Origin of the sequence: Lactobacillus sp. Sy-1, assembly GCF_019303535.1 — a bacterium.
In the GTDB taxonomy this organism is placed as follows: Bacteria; Bacillota; Bacilli; order Lactobacillales; family Lactobacillaceae; genus Nicoliella.
Map to the genome: position 1 here is coordinate 793,010 of NZ_JACCIU010000001.1, position 21,350 is coordinate 814,359.

The window sequence follows — 21,350 nt, forward strand, 5'->3', positions numbered from 1 at the left end:
TTATAGAATAGGGGACTAAATTTGAAAACGCCAGTACAAGCAGGCAAGACCTATAACGTTAAAATCGTTGATTTAACTTATCAGGGACTCGGGGTTGCAAAGGTTGAAGATTTTCCAATCTTTGTTAATAACACCCTTCCTGGTGAAACCGCAGTAATTAAAGTGAAGGATATTAAAAAGAATTTCGCCTTTGGTTCATTAGTGGAACTAACCACTAAGAGTCCAGAACGGGTGGAAAACGTTAATTGGGACTATCTCCAGACCGGAATTGCGCCATTACAGCACCTTAGTTATGAAGGCCAATTACGCTTTAAACAACACCAAATTGAAGAATTATTTGATAAGCAAAAAATCAAGGTGGATGTCCTACCAACAATGGGGATGGAACATCCAGACCATTACCGGAACAAAGCGTTAATTCCGGTAAAGATGGTTAATGGGGAACTAACGACTGGTTTTTATAAGAACCATTCACATGACCTCGTGCCCATCGAAGATTTTTACATCCAACAACCTGAAATTGACCATGCCATCATAGTGGTTCGTAATATTTTACGGAAGTACCATGTTCGGCCATATGATGAAAAGAACCACAGTGGTGTGATTAGAAACATTATGGTGCGACGTGGGTACTACAGTCATGAAATGATGATTGGGTTGATCACACGGACTAAGAAGCTACAGTTAGCCGAACCAATCGTAAATGAAATTGTGGATGCCCTCCCTGAAGTAAAGAGCATCGTACAAAACGTTAACCTTAAGGATAATAACGTTCTCCTTGGTAAGAAAAACAATGTTTTGTACGGGAAACAATACATTACCGATGAGTTGTTAGGGCTGAAGTTTGCAATTTCATTGAATTCATTCTATCAGGTCAACCCAGTGCAAACTGAGAAGTTATACTCACTTGAAATCGACCACGCTGATTTGGGACCTGATGACACTGTAATTGATGCTTACTGTGGAATTGGGACCATTTCATTAGCGGTGGCTAAGCACGTTAAGCAGGTCTACGGAGTTGAAATTATTCCGCAAGCGATTGAAGACGCAAAGATTAACGCCCAAAAGAACCACATTAACAACGTTAAATTCGTGGCTGCAAAGGCTGAAGATCAAATGGCCAAGTGGCAAGAACAGGGCTTGAAGCCAGATGCCATCATCGTTGATCCACCACGCAAGGGGCTAGCTGCTTCGTTTATTGATAGTGCAGTGGAAATGCAACCGAAGAAGCTGATTTATGTATCCTGTGGACCATCGACGTTGGTTCGGGATGCAAAGCGCTTGATGGAGAAGGGCTATCACATTTCACGCCCAATTCAACCGGTTGACCAATTTCCACAAACGGTGCATGTTGAAAGTGTAACCATTTTTGAAAGAGATTAGGTAAATGATGAAGAGTTATCCACTGTGGATAACTCTTTTTGTTATTTTATTATTGACTATTAAGTCAAAAAACATATAATGGAATTATGGGAAGAAGAAAAAGTTTTAATGAGTCAGAAGTATTAAATAAAATGAGTATGGTTTTTATCCAATATGGATTTGAAGGAACTTCACTAGATTTATTAGTTAATGCTACCGGATTGCTCAGAGGAAGCCTTTATGCTGCTTTTGGCAGTAAGTTAGGTATGTTCATTGCAGCTTTGAAAGAAAATATTAATCATAGAAAGGATTCGTTTGGAACAACTTATTTAGTGATTATTGCAATGATGGAATTAGTTAGTACCAATGTGGAGGTAAAGCAAATTGTTTTAAATTGGTATCATACTAAACCCCAAGCTGATATTGAACTAACTTTGGGGAGGGCGTTGCTAAATAAAAGTGGATTATTAGGAGGAATTGATGATGGAAAACAAAGTTAAAATTAATTCAAAAAACTTAGTTGTGATTCCACAAGGAATTGATAAGTTATTAAGTTTGAAAAAATCATTAACGTTTCAATTAAATAATGTATTAGGGGCAACAATTGATAACGAAATTCTAAACGAATCAAAGGGAATTAAAGATGGTGGCACTAATATTTCAGGATATTATGCAGGAACTTTTATTAAAAGTAATCGTAAATCTTTTTTTAATGTTAAGAAATCTAGTACCGCAGTTGTAATTGAACTAACTAATGAAAACTATAATCAGTTGGTAATTGGGGTTGATAATCCTAGAGAATTAGTTGATCAAATTAATAATTTAGTTGCGATTAATAGTAAATAGCTAACTATTTATGCTTAAGATCCAATCAAAATAATCCCACAAAAAAAGAAGCCGATTGCGGCTTCTTTTCCATTTTACTTATTAATTTGTCTTTGGTGGAAGTAATATACTGGAATTCCAATTGCAGTTAAAATCACTCCAGCAATTACTAATCCGGTTTGTGTAAAGATAGTGATGATCAAAACGAATAGTGCCCCCACCAATGCGATGATTGGTACGATTGGATAACCAGGGACCTTATATGGTCGGTTTAAATCGGGCCGTTTTCTTCGCAGCATAATTACTTCAACGAATAACAAGCAGAAGAATGACCAGACAATGAACATTGACATATCAGTTAAAATATCAAAACTACCTGAACACATCATCAATACTGCAACGATAAATTGGAAGATAGCAGCAACGTATGGAGCGCCATTTTTGCTAACCTTAGCAAAGTGTTGACTAAATGGCACCATGTTTTCGTTCCCGAGAACCCGTGGAATTTGAATCCCAGTGAAGAGGTAGCCATTGATGGCCCCGTACACTGACACTAGAATTCCGATGGTTACTAACTTTCCACCGTAGGCCCCAAAAATTTGACTAGCAACTTGGGAAGCAGTGTTTTGGTTTCCAGCAATTTCATTAATGGGCATGTTTTTTAAGAACACGAAGTTGATCAACGTGTAAATAATCGTAATTAAACTTAAACCAATGATAATGGCCTTAGGAAGATCCTTTTTAGGATTCTTTAACTCACCAGCAATGTTACTGATTCCAATCCACCCATCATAAGCAAACATAGTAGCAAGTAGCCCTTGGCCAAACGCAGACCATACATTAGTGTGGTTAATTGGCGTAAATGGCCATAACTGAACATGAACTTGGCCAGGAATGAATAAACCGATTAGCGCAATAATTAAAATTGGAATTAACTTAATGATCAGCGCAATTGATTGAACTTGACCAGCCAATTGACTTCCCAGTAGGTTAATGATTAAAATGGTTAATCCACAAGCAATTGCAATGAGGAGACTCATGCTAGTGGAGAGGTGGAATAAATTAACAAACTGGGTTCCAAACACTAGACAAAGACCAGCAACATTTCCTGGCGTATACACCAAGGACTGGGCCCATCCGAATAAAAATCCAGTTAACTTACCATAACCTAATTCCAAGAACTTAACCGGCCCCCCAGTTTCGGGAAGGGCAGCGGCCAATTCAGAAACGGTCAGTCCTGCACAAATGGTTAAAATTCCCGAAACAATCCATACTAAGATGGTCAAGCTAAATGAGTATGTATTGGCCACAACACTGGCGGTCTTAAAGAAGACTCCCCCACCGATAACGGTACCCATTACGGTTGCAAACGCAGCGAAGGGACCAATTCCACTCTTATTAATATCATTTTTCACTTTCAATTCCTCCATAAAAGTAATGAAACTATTTTAACACTTTTTTAATAACTAGTCATTTTTACTAAAAAAATAACCATCACTATATGAAGTGGATGGTTATTTTTTTAGCTGCTAGTTACTTAAGTCAACATCGTGTTTTCTTTGGAAATCAGCAATGTTTTTGTATTCTGATTCAAATTCACGGGTTAGGCGAATGTAAATTGGTAATAATTCCCGATAGATTTCGTAATTTTCTTGGTTGGGTTCAAGCGCAAAGCTCTTGCCAACGAAGTTCTTAACCTCTGAGAGATCACTGATCATTCCCAGACTGTACATTCCCAGCGTAGCAGCTCCCAGGGCAGTTCCTTCAACGCTTTCTGGAATGTGGACTTCTTGTTCGAAGATGTCTGAAATGATTTGCCGACAGATAGCGGATTGTGCAAATCCACCAGTCACTTGAATTGACTTTGGATCACCAACAACTTCCTTTAATGCTAGGGAAACGGTATAGAGGTTGTAAACAATTCCTTCGAGCGCCGCTCTGATCATGTGGGCTCTGGTATGAATTCGAGTGAGCCCGAAGAACGATCCCCGTGCGTTAGCGTTCCAAATTGGTGCTCTTTCACCACCCAGGTAGGGATGGAAAATTAACCCATCGGAACCAGCGTGGATGTGAGCGGCAATCTTAGTTAAAATTTCGTATGGACTAACGCCCATTTGTTCAGCAGTAACCTTTTCAGGGGCACAGAGTTGATCCTTCACCCACTTGAAGACGCTTCCACCATTATTAACTGGGCCACCAATAACCCACATCCCCTTAGTCAGGTAGTAACAAAAGACGCGGCCCTTTTTATCGGTTTTAGGCTTATCTGACATAATCCGCACTGCACCAGAAGTTCCAATTGTAACGGCTTCAACTCCTGGTTGAATTGCATTAACCCCAAGGTTAGCTAATGGACCATCAGATGATCCAATTACGAATGGGGTAGCTGGGTCTAGGTGAAGGAACTTGGCTGTGTGATCATGAAGGCCCCTTAGTTGATAGGTTGTGTCAACTAGTTCTGGTAATTGATCCCGCCGAACGCCGGTCAACTTAAGGGCATCTTCATCCCAGTCCATATTGTAAATATTGAACATTCCAGTAGCATTGGCAATTGAGTAGTCTTCCTTCAAAACCCCGAAGAAGCGGTGGAGAATGTATTCCTTAATTCCAATGTACCACCGGGCTTTATCGTAAATATCCTTATGGTCGTTTTTAAGCCAGAGGATTTTTGATAGTGGGGTCATCGGGTGAATTGGGGTTCCAGTAGCTTCATATAGCTTTTTACCTAATTCACTTTCCTTTAGTTCATGAGCATATTTATATGCCCGGTTATCACCCCATGTAATGGCACGGGTCAAAGGTTTGTAATTCTCATCAAGGACAATTAAGCTATGCATGGCACATGAAAAGGAGACCCCCTTGATGGTGTCAGTTTCTTGGTTAACCTTATCGGCCAATCGCCGAATTCCCTTAACCGTGGCTTCTAGAATTTCGTCAGGATCTTCTTCTGACATATCGGGCGTATCTTGATACATTGGATACCCATTATTTTGAACTCCGATAATTTGACCATTTTGGTCATATAAAATCACCTTAGCACTAGTGGTTCCAATATCTACACCAATAATATAATTCATTTTAGTTACCTCATCTCTTAAGTGTTATTTCTGAAAATAATGAATAATGTCGCTTATATTATATGAAATCAATTATACACCTTCAAGCAATATCCTGATTAAATTCGATTATCATATATTAGTAATGTATAATTGATTTATTAATAAAATTGGAATGGTTAATATGACTGATAGTAGGATTACTAGACGAAGCCGATTAGCCCGTAATAGACGGTACCACCGATTAATGGGCTGCTTCAATCTGATATTAATGATTGGAATCGGTTATTTATTAATGATGGGGTTTAATGGATATCAGAATTATCAGACCCAAAAATTAAATCGCTATCCAATTCGTGGGGTGACAGTAAGCCAACAGAATAGTTACGTTGATTTTATCTCACTTGCTAATGCTGGCGAAAAATTTATTTACATTCGGGCTAGCCAAGGCTCCATTTATACTGACAATGACTTTGCCGATAATTACCAACGTTCTCAGGGATCAAATTTAAAAATTGGGGTTTATCACTCATTTAGCTTTAATAGTAGTGCAGCTGATCAGTTTGCTAACTTCAGTAGTGAGGTGGGCAATGACATTGGAATTTTGCCAATTGCGATTCAAATTAATGTAAATGAAGCTAGTTTGAGTTCTAGCCAGGTCAGGAGTGTGCGTTCTTTTATTAATCAAATTCAGCAACGATATGACCGTAGGGTCGTGATTTGGTCGACCCCCAAAATCTATGATCAGGTCCGATTTGGCAAACAACTATGTCTTTTTTGGTCGCTTAATAATAGTTTAAATCACGGTCAATCGGGGGTCTTGAAAACTTATAACGCTAGTCAAAACATCAAAAATGATGGCCAAAATCAGCAGTTTATTCAAGCGGTATTTGCTGGTAGTAATGCACAGTGGAAATCATATATTAGACCGAACCTATCGGAAAACGGAGGAACAACAAGTGAAAACTAATTTTGCAGAACATTTTCAAAAACTAGGGTTTGATCAACAAACCCCCATTCAAGAACAGGGCTACCAACCAATCTTAGATGGCCAGTCGGTTCTGGGGTTATCACCCACTGGATCAGGAAAGACGGTAGCATTTACAATTCCGATTATTGAAAAATTAGCTCCAGGCGATGGAACCCAGGTATTAGTGTTAGAACCTTCCCAAGAATTAGCAATGCAAACGACTTCCGTAATGCGTGACTGGGCAAAATTAAATGATACAAAGGTACTAGCATTGACGGGTGGTGCTAACGTAAAGCGACAGATTGAAAAGCTAAAAAAGCGTCCAGAAGTGGTGGTTGGGACCCCCGGTCGGGTATTGAACCTATTAGATGACCATAAGTTGAAACTCCATCAACTTAAAACGGTAGTCGTCGATGAAGCTGATGATTTACTTCAGGACACGACCCTGACCTCGGTTCGCGAAATTATTAACCAAGGGCCGTCTGACGTTCAATTAACGTTCTTCTCAGCTACCGATACGCCGATTTTGCATGAACTGAAGAAGTGGTTCAACGTCGAACCAGATTTAATTGATGTGCGTGCGATTGATAAAAGTGCGGGGGCTGTAAAGCATCGTTTGTTAACCGTCTCCCGTGGAAAACGTAATCAAATGTTGAATCGCTTAATTCACATTAATGGATTTAAGGCGCTGGTGTTTTTTGACCAACTGTTAGATCTGAACAAGGCTTATAGTTACTTCCGTCACAATCACGTTACCAATGTAGCCTCATTAACCAGTAATATGAATCAAATGCAAAGACAAAAGGCAATTTCTGGATTTCGAAAGGGCCATTACAAGCTATTATTAACCACGGATGTTGCAGCACGGGGACTTGATATTGCCAAGCTACCAGCGGTGGTTAACTTCGACTTACCAGCCGAAGCAAATCAATATGTTCACCGGGTTGGAAGAACCGGTCGAATGGGAGAACCGGGATTGGTGGTTAACTTTGGAAATGACCATGATTTTAGGGACTTAAAGCGGTTGGTCTTGGACAATGGTTACGATTTAAAACCTACGTTCTTCTATAAAAATAACTTAGTTGATAAGGTGGTTTCTAACCAACCCGAGGCTAGTAGCACCCCTAAGCAAAAGTCCACCAAGATTTCCAATGATGATGAATCTCCGAAAAAATCACTTGCTGATACTCCTAAGGAACCAAGTGGTGCTAATCCAGTTCGGAAAGTTAAGGCCAAACAGTTAACTAATAAGCAGCATTCGGCTAAACCGACCAAAAAGCAAATTAAACACCGTAATAAAAAACACCTTAAAAATAAGGGGATGCGGAAAAAGTGGCGGAATGCTGATAAATAAACACCTTTACAATATGATGTAAAGATGAGAAAATTAAGGGTGTTGTGGCCCCATAGCACAACAGGATAGGGCACCCGCCTCCTAAGCGGATGATCCCGGTTCGAGTCCGGGTGGGGTCATTTTGTAACAAACGAGCGTAAAAATTTACACAAAATTTACAATAATCAGATATTATATTTACATTGCCTTGTTAGAATGTACTTGTTAAATAAATAAAGGACTTTCAGGGAGGCTCTTTTAATGCTTAGTATGAAAAAGGCGTTATCATTTGTAACAATTTTAGGTGTATCTGGTGTATTACTCGCAGGTTGTGGAAACAGTTCCAAATCTGGTTCAAGTTCATCCAGTTCAAGTACCAAGATTACTGCTGTTGGTTCAACAGCTTTACAACCATTAGTTGAACAAGCAGCTACTGATTACCAAAATGCTAATTCAGGTGCAAGCATCACCGTTCAAGGTGGTGGTTCAGGAACTGGTTTAAGCCAAGTACAACAAAAGGCTGTTCAAATTGGTAACTCTGATATCTTTGCTGAAAAGCAATCAGGAATCAAAGCTAGCGAATTGAAGGATCACCAAGTTGCCGTTGTTGGGATGGCACCAGTTGTTAACAAAGATGCCGGTGTTAAGAACGTTACCATGGATCAATTAAAGAAGATCTTTACTGGTAAGATCACTAACTGGAAGCAAGTTGGTGGTAAGGATGAAAAGATTAGCGTTGTTAACCGTGCTAAGGGTAGTGGTACCCGGGCTACGTTTGAACAAGCTGTTCTAGGTGGCGCAACTGCTGTTAAGGCTCAAGAACAAGACTCAAATGGGACTGTTCAAAAGATTGTTTCATCAACTCCAGGTGCTGTTAGTTACCTTGCATTCTCATTCTTGAACAACAAGCTTCAAGCACTTTCAATTGACAATGTTAAGCCAACTGACGCAAACGTTGAAACTAACAAGTGGAAGATTTGGTCATACGAACACATGTACACTCCAGCTACTCCAAACAAGGAAGCTGAAAAGTTCATCAAGTACATTCAATCTAGCAAGGTTCAAAATGGTTTAGTTAAGAAACTTGGTTACATCAGCATTTCTAACATGAAGGTTACTAAGGATGCTAACAACAAAGTTACTAACAAGTAATTAAAAACAATTTATTAATAGTGGGACTGGAGGACGTACATTTAGTACCCTATCCAGTTCTTTCTATTTTATGGGGGATTAAGTTAAATGGATCAAATCAAAGCAAAATTGATGAAACCTTCAAAAGAAACCAAACAAGAAACAGTTGGTAAAATCATCAGTTATACTTGTATCGTTGCAATTATGCTGTTAGTTTTACTAGTTTTATACTTCATTATTTCATTCGGGATGTCCACGTTCACTAAGAACAACGTTAATTTATGGTCATTCCTTTCTGGAACCAACTGGAGTCCAGGACAAGTGGATGCTCACGGTAACCCTGAAGTAGGGGCATTACCAATGATCGTCACTTCATTTGCGGTTACAATTTTATCCGCACTAGTTGCAACTCCATTTGCAATTGCAGTATCACTATTTATGACAATTATTGCTCCTAAGCACGGGAAGGGATTCCTACAAGCCATTATCGAATTATTGGTCGGGATTCCATCAGTTGTTTATGGTTACATTGGTCTAACCCTAGTGGTACCCTTTATTCGGCACCTTTATGGTGGAACTGGATTTGGGATTTTATCCGGGACAATCGTGTTATTCGTAATGGTGCTTCCTACAATTACATCCCTAACTGTTGATAGCTTGAAAGCAGTGCCTCGTTACTACCTCGAAGCTTCATTAGCACTTGGGGCAACTCGTTGGCAAACAATCTACAAGGTAATCTTAAGGGCAGCAACGCCTGGAATTTTAACTGCAATTATCTTTGGGATGGCCAGAGCCTTTGGTGAGGCCCTAGCTGTTCAAATGGTAATTGGGAACGCAACCCTAATGCCAAAGAGTTTGTTAACTCCTGCTGCAACATTGACTAGTCAATTGACAACTGGAATTGGAAATACCGTTATGGGATCACTTCCAAATAACGCACTTTGGTCACTTGCATTAATTCTATTATTGATGTCACTTGTATTTAACATCGCTGTTAAGTTCGTTGGTTCGAAGGGAGACCTGAATAAATAATGAATCCAAAAATTGCCAATAAAATTGCCGATGCTGTCATCTATATTTTGGTAGCAATCGTTGTTATCATCTTAGCATTATTAATCGGCTTTATTTTAATTACCGGGATTCCACACATTTCCTGGCATTTCTTAACATCTGTTTCACAATCGTTTTCTGCTGGTGGGGGGATTCGAGATCAACTATTTAACTCCATTTATCTTTTAATTCTAACTTTAATTATCTCATTCCCAATTGCCTTGGGTTCAGGAATTTACCTAGCTGAATACGCTCCTAAGAACTGGTTTACCAGTTTAATTCAAACTGCAATTGAAGTTTTGAGTTCACTACCTTCAATCATTGTTGGTTTGTTCTGTTACCTACTTTTCGTTATTGAATTTCAATTAGGATTTTCAATCCTTTCCGGAGCCATTGCATTAACTTTCTTTAACTTACCATTACTAACTAGAAGTATTCAAGAATCATTGGAATCGGTTCCCGACTTGCAAAGACAAGCTGGTGCATCATTAGGGCTTTCCAGATGGAAGACCATCACTGGAATTATTTTTCCAATTGCCATCCCTGGAATTATTACTGGAATTATTCTTAGTGCTGGACGGGTATTTGGTGAAGCCGCTGCTTTGATTTATACTGCTGGTGAAAGTGCTCCGGCCATTAGCTATTCAAACTTTAATCCCTTTAATCCGGCTAGCTTTTTAAACCCAATGCGGCCAGCTGAAACATTAGCGGTTCACATTTGGAAGGTTAACACAGAAGGGGTTACTCCCGATGCTTCTCAAATCTCAAGTGGTTCTTCAGCGGTCTTAATTATCGTTATCTTGATCTTTAACCTAGGAGCTCATTACCTTGGGAAGCATCTCTATGATAAAATGACTGCTAGTAAGTAGTAGCTAGTGAAGGAGAAATTACTTTGGCATTTAAAGACTATGATTTTAATGATACCTACTTTGCGACTTTTGATGATGAAAAGGCATTAGTAACAAAGGACATTCAGGTATATTACGGCGATAATCACGCCTTTCATGATGGAAACTTATCCTTTTCAAGAAATAAAATTACGGCGTTAATTGGTGCATCCGGATCTGGAAAATCAACTTACTTAAGATGTTTGAACCGGATGAACGATGATGTTGCCCGGGTGACTGGACAAATTATGTATCGTGGAATGAATATTAACTCTTCTGATGTTAACGTTTATGAGGTGCGGAGCCACATTGGAATGGTGTTTCAAAGACCCAATCCATTTGCGAAGTCGATTCGTGAAAACATCACGTTCGCTCTTAAGCAACATGGTTTAAAGAATAAATCAGAGTTAGATAAGCGAGTTGAAGAAAGTCTAAGGGGAGCATCCTTATGGGACGAAGTTAAAGACCGGCTTGATAAGAGTGCTCTCTCACTATCTGGTGGGCAAGCGCAAAGACTCTGTATCGCTCGGGCAATTGCAATGAAACCTGACATCCTATTGATGGATGAACCAGCCAGTGCCTTGGACCCAATTTCTACTAAGAATATTGAAAACACTTTGAACCAACTAAAGAAGGATTACACAATTATTATTGTTACGCATAATATGCAACAAGCATCTAGAATTAGTGATTACACTTCTTTCTTTCACTTAGGGCATGCGCTTGAGTTTGATCGGACTGAACGGATTTTTACTAATCCGCATGTTAAAGCAACTGAAGATTATATTTCTGGGAACTTCGGTTAAAATGGAGGTAGAATATTAATGACAGATAAAGTTATCACATCAGAGAACGTTCGCCTCTATTACGGAGAAAAAGAGGCTTTACATGGGGTTAATCTAGACTTTAAGAAGAACGAAATTACTGCGTTGATTGGACCTTCTGGTTCTGGAAAGTCCACTTATTTAAGATGTCTTAATCGAATTAATGATTTAATTCCAGAAGTTACCGTGACTGGTAGTATCAAGATGGATAAGCAGGATATTTACGCTCCGAATGTTGATATTACTGAACTACGGAAGCGGGTGGGAATGGTGTTCCAACAACCAAATCCATTCCCATTTTCTGTGTACGAAAACGTTGCTTACGGGGTTAAGTTAGCCGGCCGGAGTAAGGTTTCTAAGGCTGAAATGGATAAAATTGTTGAGGATAGTTTAAAGAAAGCGGCTGTTTGGGATGAAGTAAAGGACAACCTAAATGACAGTGCCCTTTCATTTTCCGGAGGGCAACAACAAAGAATTTGTATTGCCCGGGTGCTAGCGGTTAAACCAGAAATCATTTTATTGGATGAACCAACCAGTGCATTGGACCCAATTTCTAGCTACGCAATTGAAAACACTTTACTTTCAATCAAGAAAGATTATACTATTATTATTGTTACGCATAATATGCAACAAGCTTCCCGAATTTCTGATCAAACTGCGTTCTTGCTAGACGGAAAGCTAGTTGAGGCGGGTCCGACTAAAGAAATCTTTATTAATCCAAAAGAAAAGGAAACCAATGATTACCTTAATGGTAAATTTGGATAGGGGGAAAACAACATGCATGATGAATTTTTAGACCAATTAAAAAATTTACAATCTACTTTTATGAATATGGGGATTAACGTTAGTGAACAAATTTACCAAGCTTCCAGTACGTTTATGAACCATGATAAATCTCAAGCAAAGTTAATTGTGAGTGATGACTCGCAAGTTAATACTGAAGAAGTTGATCTAGAAAAAGAAGCTTTAAACTTAATTGCTTTGCAACAACCAGTTGCTGCATACTTTAGACAAATTATTTGTATTTTAAAAGCTAGTTCTGATTTGGAACGAATCGGAGACCACGCTAGTTCCATTGCGCAAGAAACGCTCCGAATGAAGAAAAAGCAAAAATTGCCTGATGTTGATGCAATTATTTCTAAGATGACTTTAAAAATTCGTGAAATGCTTGAAGCTACTCTTGATGCATACCTTCACGAAAACGAATCAGCTGCTAAGTTGATTGCTCAAGATGACTTAACAATTGACAAGTACTTTGTTGAATGTCGAAACTTAATTATTGCCGAAATTGAAAAGGATACTAAGAAGATTCCTTCAGCTGCTAGTTACCTATTGGTAGTTCGGCTTCTGGAACGGATTGGTGACCATATTGTTAACTTGGACGAATGGGTTGTATATAACCACTCTGGCAAGTTGGTTGAATTGAATCCTGGTAAAATTGAACCAGATTTAATTAAGAACGAACTAAAGACAGAAAAAGAAGAAGTTGATGATAATGCCGTAGAAAATCCTAATAGTGTAGATAGTCCATCAAAATAATAATTAAAGGTGATTTAGATTGATTTAATTATTATAACGTTGGGGTGGAAGCATGAACACGATTCTGTTAGTGACAAATCATTTGAAATTAGCGATGAAGATTAATGCGGCTGGAAATAACCGTGGTTTCTTTATCAATAACTTTACCAATATTTCTGATATTGATAGTTACCTTAGTAGTTCTAAAATAGTTGGGATTGTTTGGGACTTAGAGGTTACTAAAACGTTTAAAGATTCTTTGAAGGAACTAAAATCAGTTCGTGAAAATTTTCATGGACCAATTATTACCATTGAGAAGAAGCACCATTCTGAACATGAACAAGCTATTTTTGAAGCACATCTCGATGATTATATTATTGATCCCAATGATGGATTGGGGATTATTCTAAGAATCGAGCAGCGGAATTGGGTTTATAATCAAGTTAATAGTGATTCTGATGATACGAAGGTCAATAAGCATGATAGTTTAATGAAGTATAAGAATTTTACTGTTGATTTAAAGCATTTTCAGGTTAAGTATAATGATGATAATATGAAGCTAACCCCCAAGGAATTTTATTTGATGAACTATTTAATTCGCCATAGTGGCATGGTGTTAAGCCGTGAAAAGATTTATAACGGAGTATGGGGCTCTGAGCAAGATGAATTCTCATACATTTCATCTCGGATCGTTGATATGCACGTCAGTCATCTACGTGATAAATTAAAAACGCTTGCTAATGATGAAGCTAAAATTAAGACCATTCGTGGGTTTGGATATCAGTTTGAATAATAATGAATGATAGGGATTGCACTTAAATTTGCTAGTGTGATCCCTATTTTTGTGATTGTAAACTAAAAAGAGATGGCTACCGTTAAGTAACCATCTCTTTTATCAATATAATTATAGGAATGCTGTAACAGTCGCTGAGATTAGAATTAAGACCAATCCGATAATTGTAACTAACATTTCCTTATTGGTTTTCCGTTGGTTTAAGAAGAAGATTCCGGTGATTGTTGCAACGATCACTGATGTTTGTGAAAGAACGAATCCAGTTGCTAAACCATTCATGTCGGGTTGTGCAGATACTAAGTAAGTGAGAGCTGCAAATCCAAAGAAAAAGCCTGCAAATATCTGCATGTATGAAACCTTTTCTTTAAAAACATTTTCCTTTTTAATTGTGAATAGATTATAGATGACTGCTCCAACTACCATGCCAATCGCTTGTGGTAAGAAGGCGTGAACCCCATCAATATGAGCAGCTTGGGGTGCAGCAGAGTAAGACCAGTAGCCAAAGACCCCAATTACCAATAAAATGGTGGCTTTGCTTAGCTGTGAAGAACTGGTTTTGTCCTTATTTTCTTGCCATGAAGTCATAATGGCTCCAATAATAATAATGACAAGGGCGGCAATTCCAATTATTTTTTTATTGGTGGTATTCCAATTACCTAGTGCAAAGACCCCCCATAGGGAGGTTACAATTAGCTGTAACGCAGTGGTAATTGGCATCGTTCTTGATGATCCAATTAATTGGTAGGATTTAAAGGCTAGAATTTGTCCAAAATCCCAACCAATTCCAGATAGCATTGCCAGAATAAATGTCCACCCGGTCGGAATTTGCAATTGCCTAACAACTGCAAACAAGATTGCTAAAAGTAATGTTCCAATCGTGGTTCCTAGAATTTGATTATTAGGTTTTCCACCGATTTTGGAAGCGATTGTCGGAAACAATCCCCACCCGAACAATGGTCCTAATCCAATTAATAATGCAACTGTATTCACATTCATTCCTCCTAAGAAACAAATTATTTAACTAATCTAGTTTACATTAATTTAATTAATTATGCTATCTTTTTCTAAAAACAGCGAATTTAGACCAGACATAGTTGAATACAATCACAAAAACTTCACCAATTAGTTTCATAATTAGGGTGGAAATTCCAAGGTAGACATGCCCAATTGACATAATGACGTCTTCCATTATAATGGATCCAAACCGTCCGGGAATAAAGATTCCTAATTCCTTGAGGTAGTTTTTTACGCCTGTGTTTTGAGAATGGAAAACGAATTTACGATTAGTAACGAACGCAAATAGGGTACAGATGATTCCAACGAGGGTGTTGTAAAAATTAAGCCAGAATCCGGAGTTATTAATTTGTTCCCCGGTAATTGGCGATTTAGATAGAATAAAAAAGAGGATGTAATTAAGCACCGTAGTTAAAACACCCCAGAATAAGTAGTCAATTGCTTCGCGATTTTTAATGTATATTTTTTTTAACATAATTACTTCTTTTCTTTCACAATGTATTTTGGTCGATCCTTAGTTTCAAGGTAAATTTTACCAATGTAGTTGCCGACTAAGCCTAGACAGAATAACTGAATTCCGCCAATTAAAAGAATAACGGATACCATCGAAGGCCATCCAGCCACTGAGCCACCAAAAAAAAGTGCCCGAATGATGACGAACAACAATCCAATAATTGATACAAAACACGAAAATAAACCGACAAAGGTCGATAACTTAAGTGGCGCATCCGAAAAATCAACAATGCCCTCTAGCGAGTAGTTGATTAACTGATACATTGACCAGTGGGTCTTTCCAGCTGCTCTAGGGACGCCTTGATATTCAATATACTTGGTTTTAAAACCCACCCAGCTAAAGATTCCCTTGGTAAAGCGATTGTATTCGGTAAGCTCTAAGACACTATCAACATACTGGCGGGTCATTAGCCGATAATCACGAACGTTAGGTTTAATGTGAACAGCTGAAATCCAGTTGATAACCCGGTAAAAACTCGTAGAGAGGAATGCTCTAAGTGGATTTTGCTTCCGAGCGGTTTGAACACAACCAACACAGTCATAATCCTCAGTATTAATAATCTGAAGCATTTTCGGTAGTAACGATGGGGGATCCTGTAAGTCGACATCCATGATTGCAATGTACTTTCCGTGAACGTTTTTTAAGCCGGCTGCCATTGCGGACTCCTTACCAAAGTTTCTGGAAAAGGAAAGGTAGTGAACGACATCTGGATGAGCAACTTGCAATTTTTTGATTTCACTAAGGGTGTGATCCGATGATCCGTCGTCAATAAATAAGTAGTAGGGTTCATACTTTGGTCCCGCTTGATTCATTGACTGGAAAACTTTGTCAGTTGTTTGAAAGAATAAATTAATTGATTCTTCTTCGTTATAACAGGGCACGATTAACCCGATTTGCTCCATTGCAATTACTCCCTTAAATGTATCAATTTTCATAATTTTAATTCTATCATAATCACTAGTTAAAAAATTATAAATCATGAATATTTTACAAAATCTACAATGATTAAATATTTTGTTATAATTAAAGATATAACAAAATTTAATGGAGGTTAAAATATGAATACCCCAATCAAAGTAATGACAATTTTTGGGACTCGTCCGGAAGCAATTAAAATGGCGCCCATTATTTTAGCAATGAATCAGCAACCAGATCAATTTAAACCAATTACCGTCGTTTCAGCTCAACATCGTGAAATGTTAGACCAAGTCTTACAGGTGTTTGGCATTCAACCAGATTACGATTTAAACGTAATGAAACCCAATCAAACCTTAGGTGGGATTACGACTGCCGTTATTAACGGAATGGATCCAATTATTAATGAAACCAATCCAGACATCATTTTAGTGCATGGTGATACCACTACTACATTTGCGGCTTCTGTTAGTAGCTTTTACCACCAAATTCCATTAGGCCATGTGGAAGCAGGGCTTCGAACGTGGGATAAATACTCTCCCTATCCGGAAGAAATGAACCGGCAAATGACCGATGTATTAGCGGACCTATACTTTGCACCCACTACGCTTAGCCGGGAAAACCTATTAAAGGAAAATCATTCTGCTAAGAACATTTTTATTACTGGAAATACGGCAATTGACGCTCTAGAACAGACAGTAGATGATGAATATCAACACTCGGTTCTAGACGAAGTTAATCCAGAGCACCGCATTATCTTACTAACGATGCACCGTCGTGAAAATCATGGTGAACCAATGCGCAGAACGTTTAAGGCCATTAAGGCTGAATTAGATGCCCATCCTGACGTTGAAGTAGTTTATCCAGTTCATTTAAGCCCGGTGGTACAAAAGGTTGCTCACGAATGCTTTGATGATGATTCAAGGGTCCATTTAATTGAACCATTAGGGGTAGTTGATTTTCATAACATGGCCGCCCGCAGTTACTTCATCATGACCGACTCAGGGGGGGTCCAAGAAGAAGCGCCTTCATTGGGGAAACCCGTGTTGGTTTTGCGGGATGAAACCGAGCGACCAGAAGGAGTCGATGCGGGAACGCTTAAATTGGTTGGCACCGATCCAAAATTAATTAAACAGGGGATGGAGATGCTTTTGGATAATCAATCAGAATACCAAAAAATGGCACTAGCTCAAAATCCATATGGCGATGGAAAGGCATCTGCTAGAATTTTGGAAGCAATTAAAGATAACTTAGGGCGGGTGAGTGTTAAATGATTAATAAATTGCCACCTCGAGTTAAAAGGGTTGTAACAACCTTTATTAACCATTATCAAGCTGCGAATGTTTCAGATTCTGCAGTGGTCATCGCATACTATCTCCTGCTTTCCATTTTCCCACTTTTAATTATTATTGGAAGTGTTTTGAGTTTTTCTGGGATTAATAGTACCTCAATTTTGAATTATCTCCATCCACTATTACCACCGCAAATTAATCAAACCATTGGACCAATCATTAGTACTGCCCTTAGTGGTGGTGGGAAACAACTGTCAATTGGAATCGTGATTACGATTTGGTCTGCAAGTCGATTAACCGCAGCCTTAAAACGAACCGTTGATAGTGCATATGGAGTCGGAAATAATCATGGGGCGTTACTGACCAGGGTCTTCTCATTCATGTGGATGATTTTGTTTTTTATTGCAATTACTGCCACTTTAGTATTTTTTAGTTTCGGAAACAAATTTATTTTATCTTTATTTAATGTTCCACAGTTTATCTATGAATTTATCGATGCAATTAGAATTCCAGTTTCATTAGGAATCTTATTCCTAGTGTTAATGTTCATGTATTACATTATTCCAGCTGCCGCAACCAAGTTTAAGTATGTCTGGGTGGGAGCCCTCACGGTTACAATTGGGATGTTAATACTTTCGCAAGGCTTTTCATTTTATTTAACTTACTTCGCAAAGGGATTTTCCACTTATAAGGCTTTAGGAACTTTTATTATTTTAATGTTTTGGCTATACTTTGTTGGAATGATGATTCTATTTGGGGCGGTAATTAACGCCTCTATTCAAGAAATTATCGGTGGGACAATTAAAGCAAAGTCAATAAAAGATCAAATTAAAAAGGCCACTAAGCAGTAATAGCCTAATGACCTTGATAATTTTACTTACTTGCTGATTTAACCAACTGGTCTGCGAAGTGATCGAGAGTTTCGATATCTTCATCCTCTGGTTCAAGGTTGATTTTTACGTTATCCGCACCTTGAGTTGCGTGGGCCTGCTTGAAGGCATCACTAAATGAGTCAACTGCGATGTTGTAGAATTCTTCATAGTATTCATCCCCTGAACCGGCAACCCCGTATACCTTACCACTTAGGTCGAGTTTTTTGAGATCTTCGAAAAAGTCTAATCCTTCTTCTGGAAGGTGACCTTCATCGTATGTGTATGGGCATACTACACAAATATCAGCATCTAAAAATTCAGTAGCGTCAGTTTGAGAAATTTCAGTTTCAATTACTTCTACCCCGAGGTCTTCTAATCCCTCGGTTACGATATCTGCAACGTCCTCATTATTTCCAGTAATTGTAGCAAAAACAACGTGAGCTTTCATTGTTAATCATCGTTCCTTTCCGTCAAATCCTAATTAGAATATTAGCGTATATTAATATTAAAAACAATAGGAGCTGTTTTAAATGCAGTCAAAAATCACTAAAATTACCGCCCAAAAGCGTAAAGGACGCTTTAATATTTTTATCGATGACCACTATGCATTTCCAGTTAGCGAGAACGTATTGATTCAATTTCAACTGGTTAAGGATATGGAAATTGATGAACAACTAGAAAAGCAGCTTTTAGCTGCGGAACAGATTGATAAAATTTACCAAAAAGCGATTAATTATATTGCGTCACAGCTGCGAACAGAAAAAGAGGTTACTACAAAATTAGAGACTGAAACTGATGATTCGGATATAATAGGGGTAGTTATCCAGAAATTACATGATAACCACCTGCTAGATGATCAAAGTTATGCCAATAGTTACGTGCGTAGTGAGGTCCGAATTATGGATAAGGGTCCCGTTGCAATTACCCAACACCTAAAACAAAAGGGGGTTGGTGATGTTGAAATTCAAACCGCTCTTGCTGATTACTATGCACAAGACGACCGCCTAGCCAATGGCTTGCACCAAGCGCAAAAAATGTTTAAACGTTATCGAAACGATTCGTTTAGTCAGGTAGTTAATAAAGTTAAAAACGGTTTGGCTAGGAAGGGCTACGCATTTGATTTGATTAACACGATTATCGAACAGGCTGACTTCCACGTCGATGAGCAAGCCCAACGCCAAGTATTAAAAAAGCAATTCGACAAGGCTTGGCATCGCTATCGGGAGTTAGATAATCGAAATCGCCAATTTAAGACGAAACAGTTTCTTTATCGCAAGGGATTTCAAATTGATGACATCGAACGGTTGATTAATGAACAATCGTTTTAAAAGGAGAATTTAAATATGGATGACCGCTTTAAACGATCAAAAATTTTGTTTTGGTCATTAGAGGTATTGATTGTGGTGGCAATCATTTACTTCTGTAATAAAATTAGTTTTATTTTTTCACCGATTGGAATTTTTATTTCAACGGTTTTTGTTCCAATTTTAGTTGCTGGAGCCTTGTTCTACATGTTAAATCCAGTCGTTGAATTATTAATGAAAATTCACTATAAACGATTTCGGGTGGGACGAACGACTGCGGTAGCGGTCATCTTCTTAGCATTTTTGGGGGCGTTAGTATACCTAGGGGTTTCCTTTATTCCGCGGATTTTTACCCAAGTAACGAACCTGTTCTACCATTTGCCAGACGTTGCTAACTCAACTGAAAAAACAGTGGAGGGCCTTACCAACCATGGCTGGTTAAAGAATGTTGATGTTACTGATTATATTAATCAAATTCAGGGCTACTTAACCACCTACACCCAAAATGTGCTTAGTAGCGTGACCACTAGCCTAGGCAATATTATTTCAATGGCAACTAGCGTTGTAATTGTGGTGATCACGGTACCGGTAATTTTATTTTACATGTTAAAGGACGGGCATAAATTGATGCCGACAATTGAAAAATTAATTCCAATTGACCATCAAAAACAAACGGTTGTTTTACTTAGTAGGATGAACGAAACGATTGCCCGCTACATTGGTGGCCAGATGATTGAGTGTATCTTTGTTGGAGTATTTACATCCTTAGGATATGTTTTGATTGGGCAAAAATATGCGTTATTATTAGGGGTGTTTGCTGGTGTTTGTAACATCATTCCCTATGTGGGACCATATATTGGGATTCTGCCGTCGTTACTAGTTGCGTTTTCCAATGATGTTTCACAAGTGGTTTACGTTATTATCGTTGTCTTAATTGTTCAACAATTAGATGGAAATTTAGTTTATCCAAATGTAATTGGGAAAAGCTTGCAGATCCATCCACTAACGATTATCGTTATTCTACTTGCTGCGGGAAATATTTCAGGACTAATTGGGATGATATTAGCGATTCCACTGTACGCTGTTGTAAAAGTAGTTGTACAATATGTATATAATATTTGGTTACTACAGCATAACTATGAGATTAATAAAGAAACTAAACGGTAACCATAATTTGATTATGTTACAATATGACATTAACTATGTTTAGGAGCGTTCGATTAATATGAAAAAAGTAATTACGTATGGAACTTTTGATTTGCTACACAAGGGTCACGTTCGGCTTTTAAAACGGGCTCGTGAATTAGGTGACTACCTAATGGTGGGACTTTCCAGCGATGAATTTAATGCTGAAAAGGGAAAGAAAGCTTACACCTCGTTTGAAGATCGCAAGTACGTTTTGGAAGCAATTCGTTATGTTGATAAGGTGGTTCCAGAAAGTGGTTGGGACCAAAAGATTAAGGATGTTCAAGAAAACAACATCGATGTATTCGTAATGGGGGATGACTGGAAGGGCAAGTTTGACTTCTTAAAGGACTACTGTGAAGTGGTTTATCTCCCAAGAACCGAAGGAATTTCAACCTCTAAAATTAAAAAGGATCTTGGAATTAAAGATTCTGATAATTGGAAAGCTTAATTATCGAAAGCCTATCTTGATTATCTAGATAGGCTTTTTAGTTGTGCTGAAAAT

Annotated in this window: 23 protein-coding genes and 1 tRNA gene; 18 read left to right on the top strand and 6 right to left on the bottom strand. The window is 38.3% G+C overall.

The genetic code is table 11. The annotated features are described in order from the left end of the window. Nucleotides 1-21: 21 nt before the first annotated feature. The 3 genes from rlmD to HZL42_RS03135 all read left to right on the top strand — a co-directional run bounded on the left by rlmD (nucleotide 22) and on the right by HZL42_RS03135 (nucleotide 2,208). Nucleotides 22-1,383 carry a 23S rRNA (uracil(1939)-C(5))-methyltransferase RlmD gene (rlmD, locus tag HZL42_RS03125; RefSeq protein ID WP_219054240.1) on the top strand — a complete coding sequence of 454 codons (1,362 nt, stop codon included), beginning with the start codon at nucleotides 22-24 and terminating at the stop codon, nucleotides 1,381-1,383. 86 nt (nucleotides 1,384-1,469) lie between these two features. Then, nucleotides 1,470-1,862, top strand: coding sequence for a TetR/AcrR family transcriptional regulator (locus HZL42_RS03130; protein WP_219054241.1), 393 nt, complete (start codon nucleotides 1,470-1,472; stop codon nucleotides 1,860-1,862). Then, a complete protein-coding gene (locus HZL42_RS03135; protein ID WP_219054242.1) occupies nucleotides 1,846-2,208 on the top strand; it encodes a hypothetical protein in 363 nt (120 codons plus the stop codon). The genes HZL42_RS03130 and HZL42_RS03135 overlap by 17 nt, the downstream gene beginning before the upstream one ends. Before the next feature lie 74 nt (nucleotides 2,209-2,282). On the opposite strand, the gene HZL42_RS03140 is transcribed toward HZL42_RS03135, so the two are convergent. Continuing rightward, on the bottom strand, nucleotides 2,283-3,602 hold the full coding sequence (locus tag HZL42_RS03140) for an APC family permease (RefSeq protein WP_370629280.1): 1,320 nt from the start codon (nucleotides 3,600-3,602) through the stop codon (nucleotides 2,283-2,285). Nucleotides 3,603-3,716: 114 nt separating this feature from the next. Further along, nucleotides 3,717-5,264, bottom strand: a complete 1,548-nt coding sequence (gene gntK, locus HZL42_RS03145; protein WP_219054244.1) for a gluconokinase — start codon at nucleotides 5,262-5,264, stop codon at nucleotides 3,717-3,719. A 163-nt stretch (nucleotides 5,265-5,427) separates the two neighbouring features. On the opposite strand from gntK, the gene HZL42_RS03150 reads away from it, so the two are divergent. The 10 genes from HZL42_RS03150 to HZL42_RS03195 all read left to right on the top strand — a co-directional run bounded on the left by HZL42_RS03150 (nucleotide 5,428) and on the right by HZL42_RS03195 (nucleotide 13,749). Next, nucleotides 5,428-6,213: a GH25 family lysozyme gene (locus tag HZL42_RS03150; RefSeq protein WP_219054245.1), complete on the top strand. Its 786-nt coding sequence runs from the start codon at nucleotides 5,428-5,430 to the stop codon at nucleotides 6,211-6,213. Continuing rightward, on the top strand, nucleotides 6,203-7,567 hold the full coding sequence (locus HZL42_RS03155; protein ID WP_219054246.1) for a DEAD/DEAH box helicase: 1,365 nt from the start codon (nucleotides 6,203-6,205) through the stop codon (nucleotides 7,565-7,567). The genes HZL42_RS03150 and HZL42_RS03155 overlap by 11 nt, the downstream gene beginning before the upstream one ends. 46 nt (nucleotides 7,568-7,613) lie before the next feature. Next, nucleotides 7,614-7,686 (top strand) — tRNA-Arg (locus HZL42_RS03160). 130 nt (nucleotides 7,687-7,816) lie between these two features. Further along, nucleotides 7,817-8,698, top strand: coding sequence for a phosphate ABC transporter substrate-binding protein PstS family protein (locus HZL42_RS03165; RefSeq protein ID WP_219282847.1), 882 nt, complete (start codon nucleotides 7,817-7,819; stop codon nucleotides 8,696-8,698). A gap of 87 nt (nucleotides 8,699-8,785) precedes the next feature. Then, nucleotides 8,786-9,709, top strand: coding sequence for a phosphate ABC transporter permease subunit PstC (gene pstC, locus HZL42_RS03170; RefSeq protein ID WP_219054247.1), 924 nt, complete (start codon nucleotides 8,786-8,788; stop codon nucleotides 9,707-9,709). After that, nucleotides 9,709-10,596, top strand: a complete 888-nt coding sequence (gene pstA, locus HZL42_RS03175; RefSeq protein WP_219054248.1) for a phosphate ABC transporter permease PstA — start codon at nucleotides 9,709-9,711, stop codon at nucleotides 10,594-10,596. Before pstC ends, pstA begins: the two co-directional genes overlap by 1 nt. A gap of 23 nt (nucleotides 10,597-10,619) precedes the next feature. Continuing rightward, nucleotides 10,620-11,420, top strand: coding sequence for a phosphate ABC transporter ATP-binding protein PstB (gene pstB / locus HZL42_RS03180; RefSeq protein ID WP_219054249.1), 801 nt, complete (start codon nucleotides 10,620-10,622; stop codon nucleotides 11,418-11,420). 18 nt (nucleotides 11,421-11,438) lie between these two features. Continuing rightward, nucleotides 11,439-12,203, top strand: coding sequence for a phosphate ABC transporter ATP-binding protein PstB (gene pstB, locus HZL42_RS03185; protein WP_219054250.1), 765 nt, complete (start codon nucleotides 11,439-11,441; stop codon nucleotides 12,201-12,203). A gap of 12 nt (nucleotides 12,204-12,215) precedes the next feature. Then, nucleotides 12,216-12,977: a phosphate signaling complex protein PhoU gene (gene phoU / locus HZL42_RS03190; protein ID WP_219054251.1), complete on the top strand. Its 762-nt coding sequence runs from the start codon at nucleotides 12,216-12,218 to the stop codon at nucleotides 12,975-12,977. Nucleotides 12,978-13,029: 52 nt separating this feature from the next. Then, nucleotides 13,030-13,749: a winged helix-turn-helix domain-containing protein gene (locus HZL42_RS03195; protein ID WP_219054252.1), complete on the top strand. Its 720-nt coding sequence runs from the start codon at nucleotides 13,030-13,032 to the stop codon at nucleotides 13,747-13,749. A gap of 111 nt (nucleotides 13,750-13,860) precedes the next feature. Here the strand turns inward: HZL42_RS03195 and rbsU are convergent, their stop codons facing one another. The 3 genes from rbsU to HZL42_RS03210 all read right to left on the bottom strand — a co-directional run bounded on the left by rbsU (nucleotide 13,861) and on the right by HZL42_RS03210 (nucleotide 16,179). Then, a complete protein-coding gene (gene rbsU / locus HZL42_RS03200) occupies nucleotides 13,861-14,739 on the bottom strand; it encodes a ribose/proton symporter RbsU (RefSeq protein WP_219054253.1) in 879 nt (292 codons plus the stop codon). Between the two features lie 64 nt (nucleotides 14,740-14,803). Then, nucleotides 14,804-15,238 (bottom strand): GtrA family protein, encoded by a 435-nt coding sequence (locus tag HZL42_RS03205; protein WP_219054254.1) that lies wholly within the window; start codon nucleotides 15,236-15,238, stop codon nucleotides 14,804-14,806. 2 nt (nucleotides 15,239-15,240) lie between these two features. Next, nucleotides 15,241-16,179, bottom strand: a complete 939-nt coding sequence (locus HZL42_RS03210) for a glycosyltransferase family 2 protein (protein ID WP_219282848.1) — start codon at nucleotides 16,177-16,179, stop codon at nucleotides 15,241-15,243. A gap of 156 nt (nucleotides 16,180-16,335) precedes the next feature. Here HZL42_RS03210 and wecB point away from each other — a divergent pair, with 156 nt between their 5' ends. Together wecB and HZL42_RS03220 are read left to right on the top strand one after the other, a co-directional pair. Further along, a complete protein-coding gene (gene wecB / locus HZL42_RS03215) occupies nucleotides 16,336-17,466 on the top strand; it encodes a non-hydrolyzing UDP-N-acetylglucosamine 2-epimerase (RefSeq protein WP_219054255.1) in 1,131 nt (376 codons plus the stop codon). After that, nucleotides 17,463-18,335: a YihY/virulence factor BrkB family protein gene (locus HZL42_RS03220; protein ID WP_219054256.1), complete on the top strand. Its 873-nt coding sequence runs from the start codon at nucleotides 17,463-17,465 to the stop codon at nucleotides 18,333-18,335. Before wecB ends, HZL42_RS03220 begins: the two co-directional genes overlap by 4 nt. A 22-nt stretch (nucleotides 18,336-18,357) precedes the next feature. Here HZL42_RS03220 and HZL42_RS03225 read toward each other — a convergent pair whose 3' ends face one another. Beyond that, on the bottom strand, nucleotides 18,358-18,804 hold the full coding sequence (locus HZL42_RS03225; protein ID WP_219054257.1) for a flavodoxin: 447 nt from the start codon (nucleotides 18,802-18,804) through the stop codon (nucleotides 18,358-18,360). 82 nt (nucleotides 18,805-18,886) lie between these two features. Here HZL42_RS03225 and recX point away from each other — a divergent pair, with 82 nt between their 5' ends. Genes recX through tagD form a run of 3 tightly spaced genes read left to right on the top strand, consistent with a single transcriptional unit; the run spans nucleotide 18,887 to nucleotide 21,296 of the window. Then, the gene (gene recX / locus HZL42_RS03230) at nucleotides 18,887-19,684 is read left to right on the top strand and encodes a recombination regulator RecX (protein WP_219054258.1); all 798 of its coding nucleotides are present in this window, start codon (nucleotides 18,887-18,889) and stop codon (nucleotides 19,682-19,684) included. Nucleotides 19,685-19,699: 15 nt separating this feature from the next. Next, nucleotides 19,700-20,827, top strand: a complete 1,128-nt coding sequence (locus HZL42_RS03235; RefSeq protein ID WP_219054259.1) for an AI-2E family transporter — start codon at nucleotides 19,700-19,702, stop codon at nucleotides 20,825-20,827. 58 nt (nucleotides 20,828-20,885) lie between these two features. Then, nucleotides 20,886-21,296, top strand: coding sequence for a glycerol-3-phosphate cytidylyltransferase (gene tagD / locus HZL42_RS03240; RefSeq protein ID WP_219054260.1), 411 nt, complete (start codon nucleotides 20,886-20,888; stop codon nucleotides 21,294-21,296). Nucleotides 21,297-21,350 lie beyond the last annotated feature (54 nt).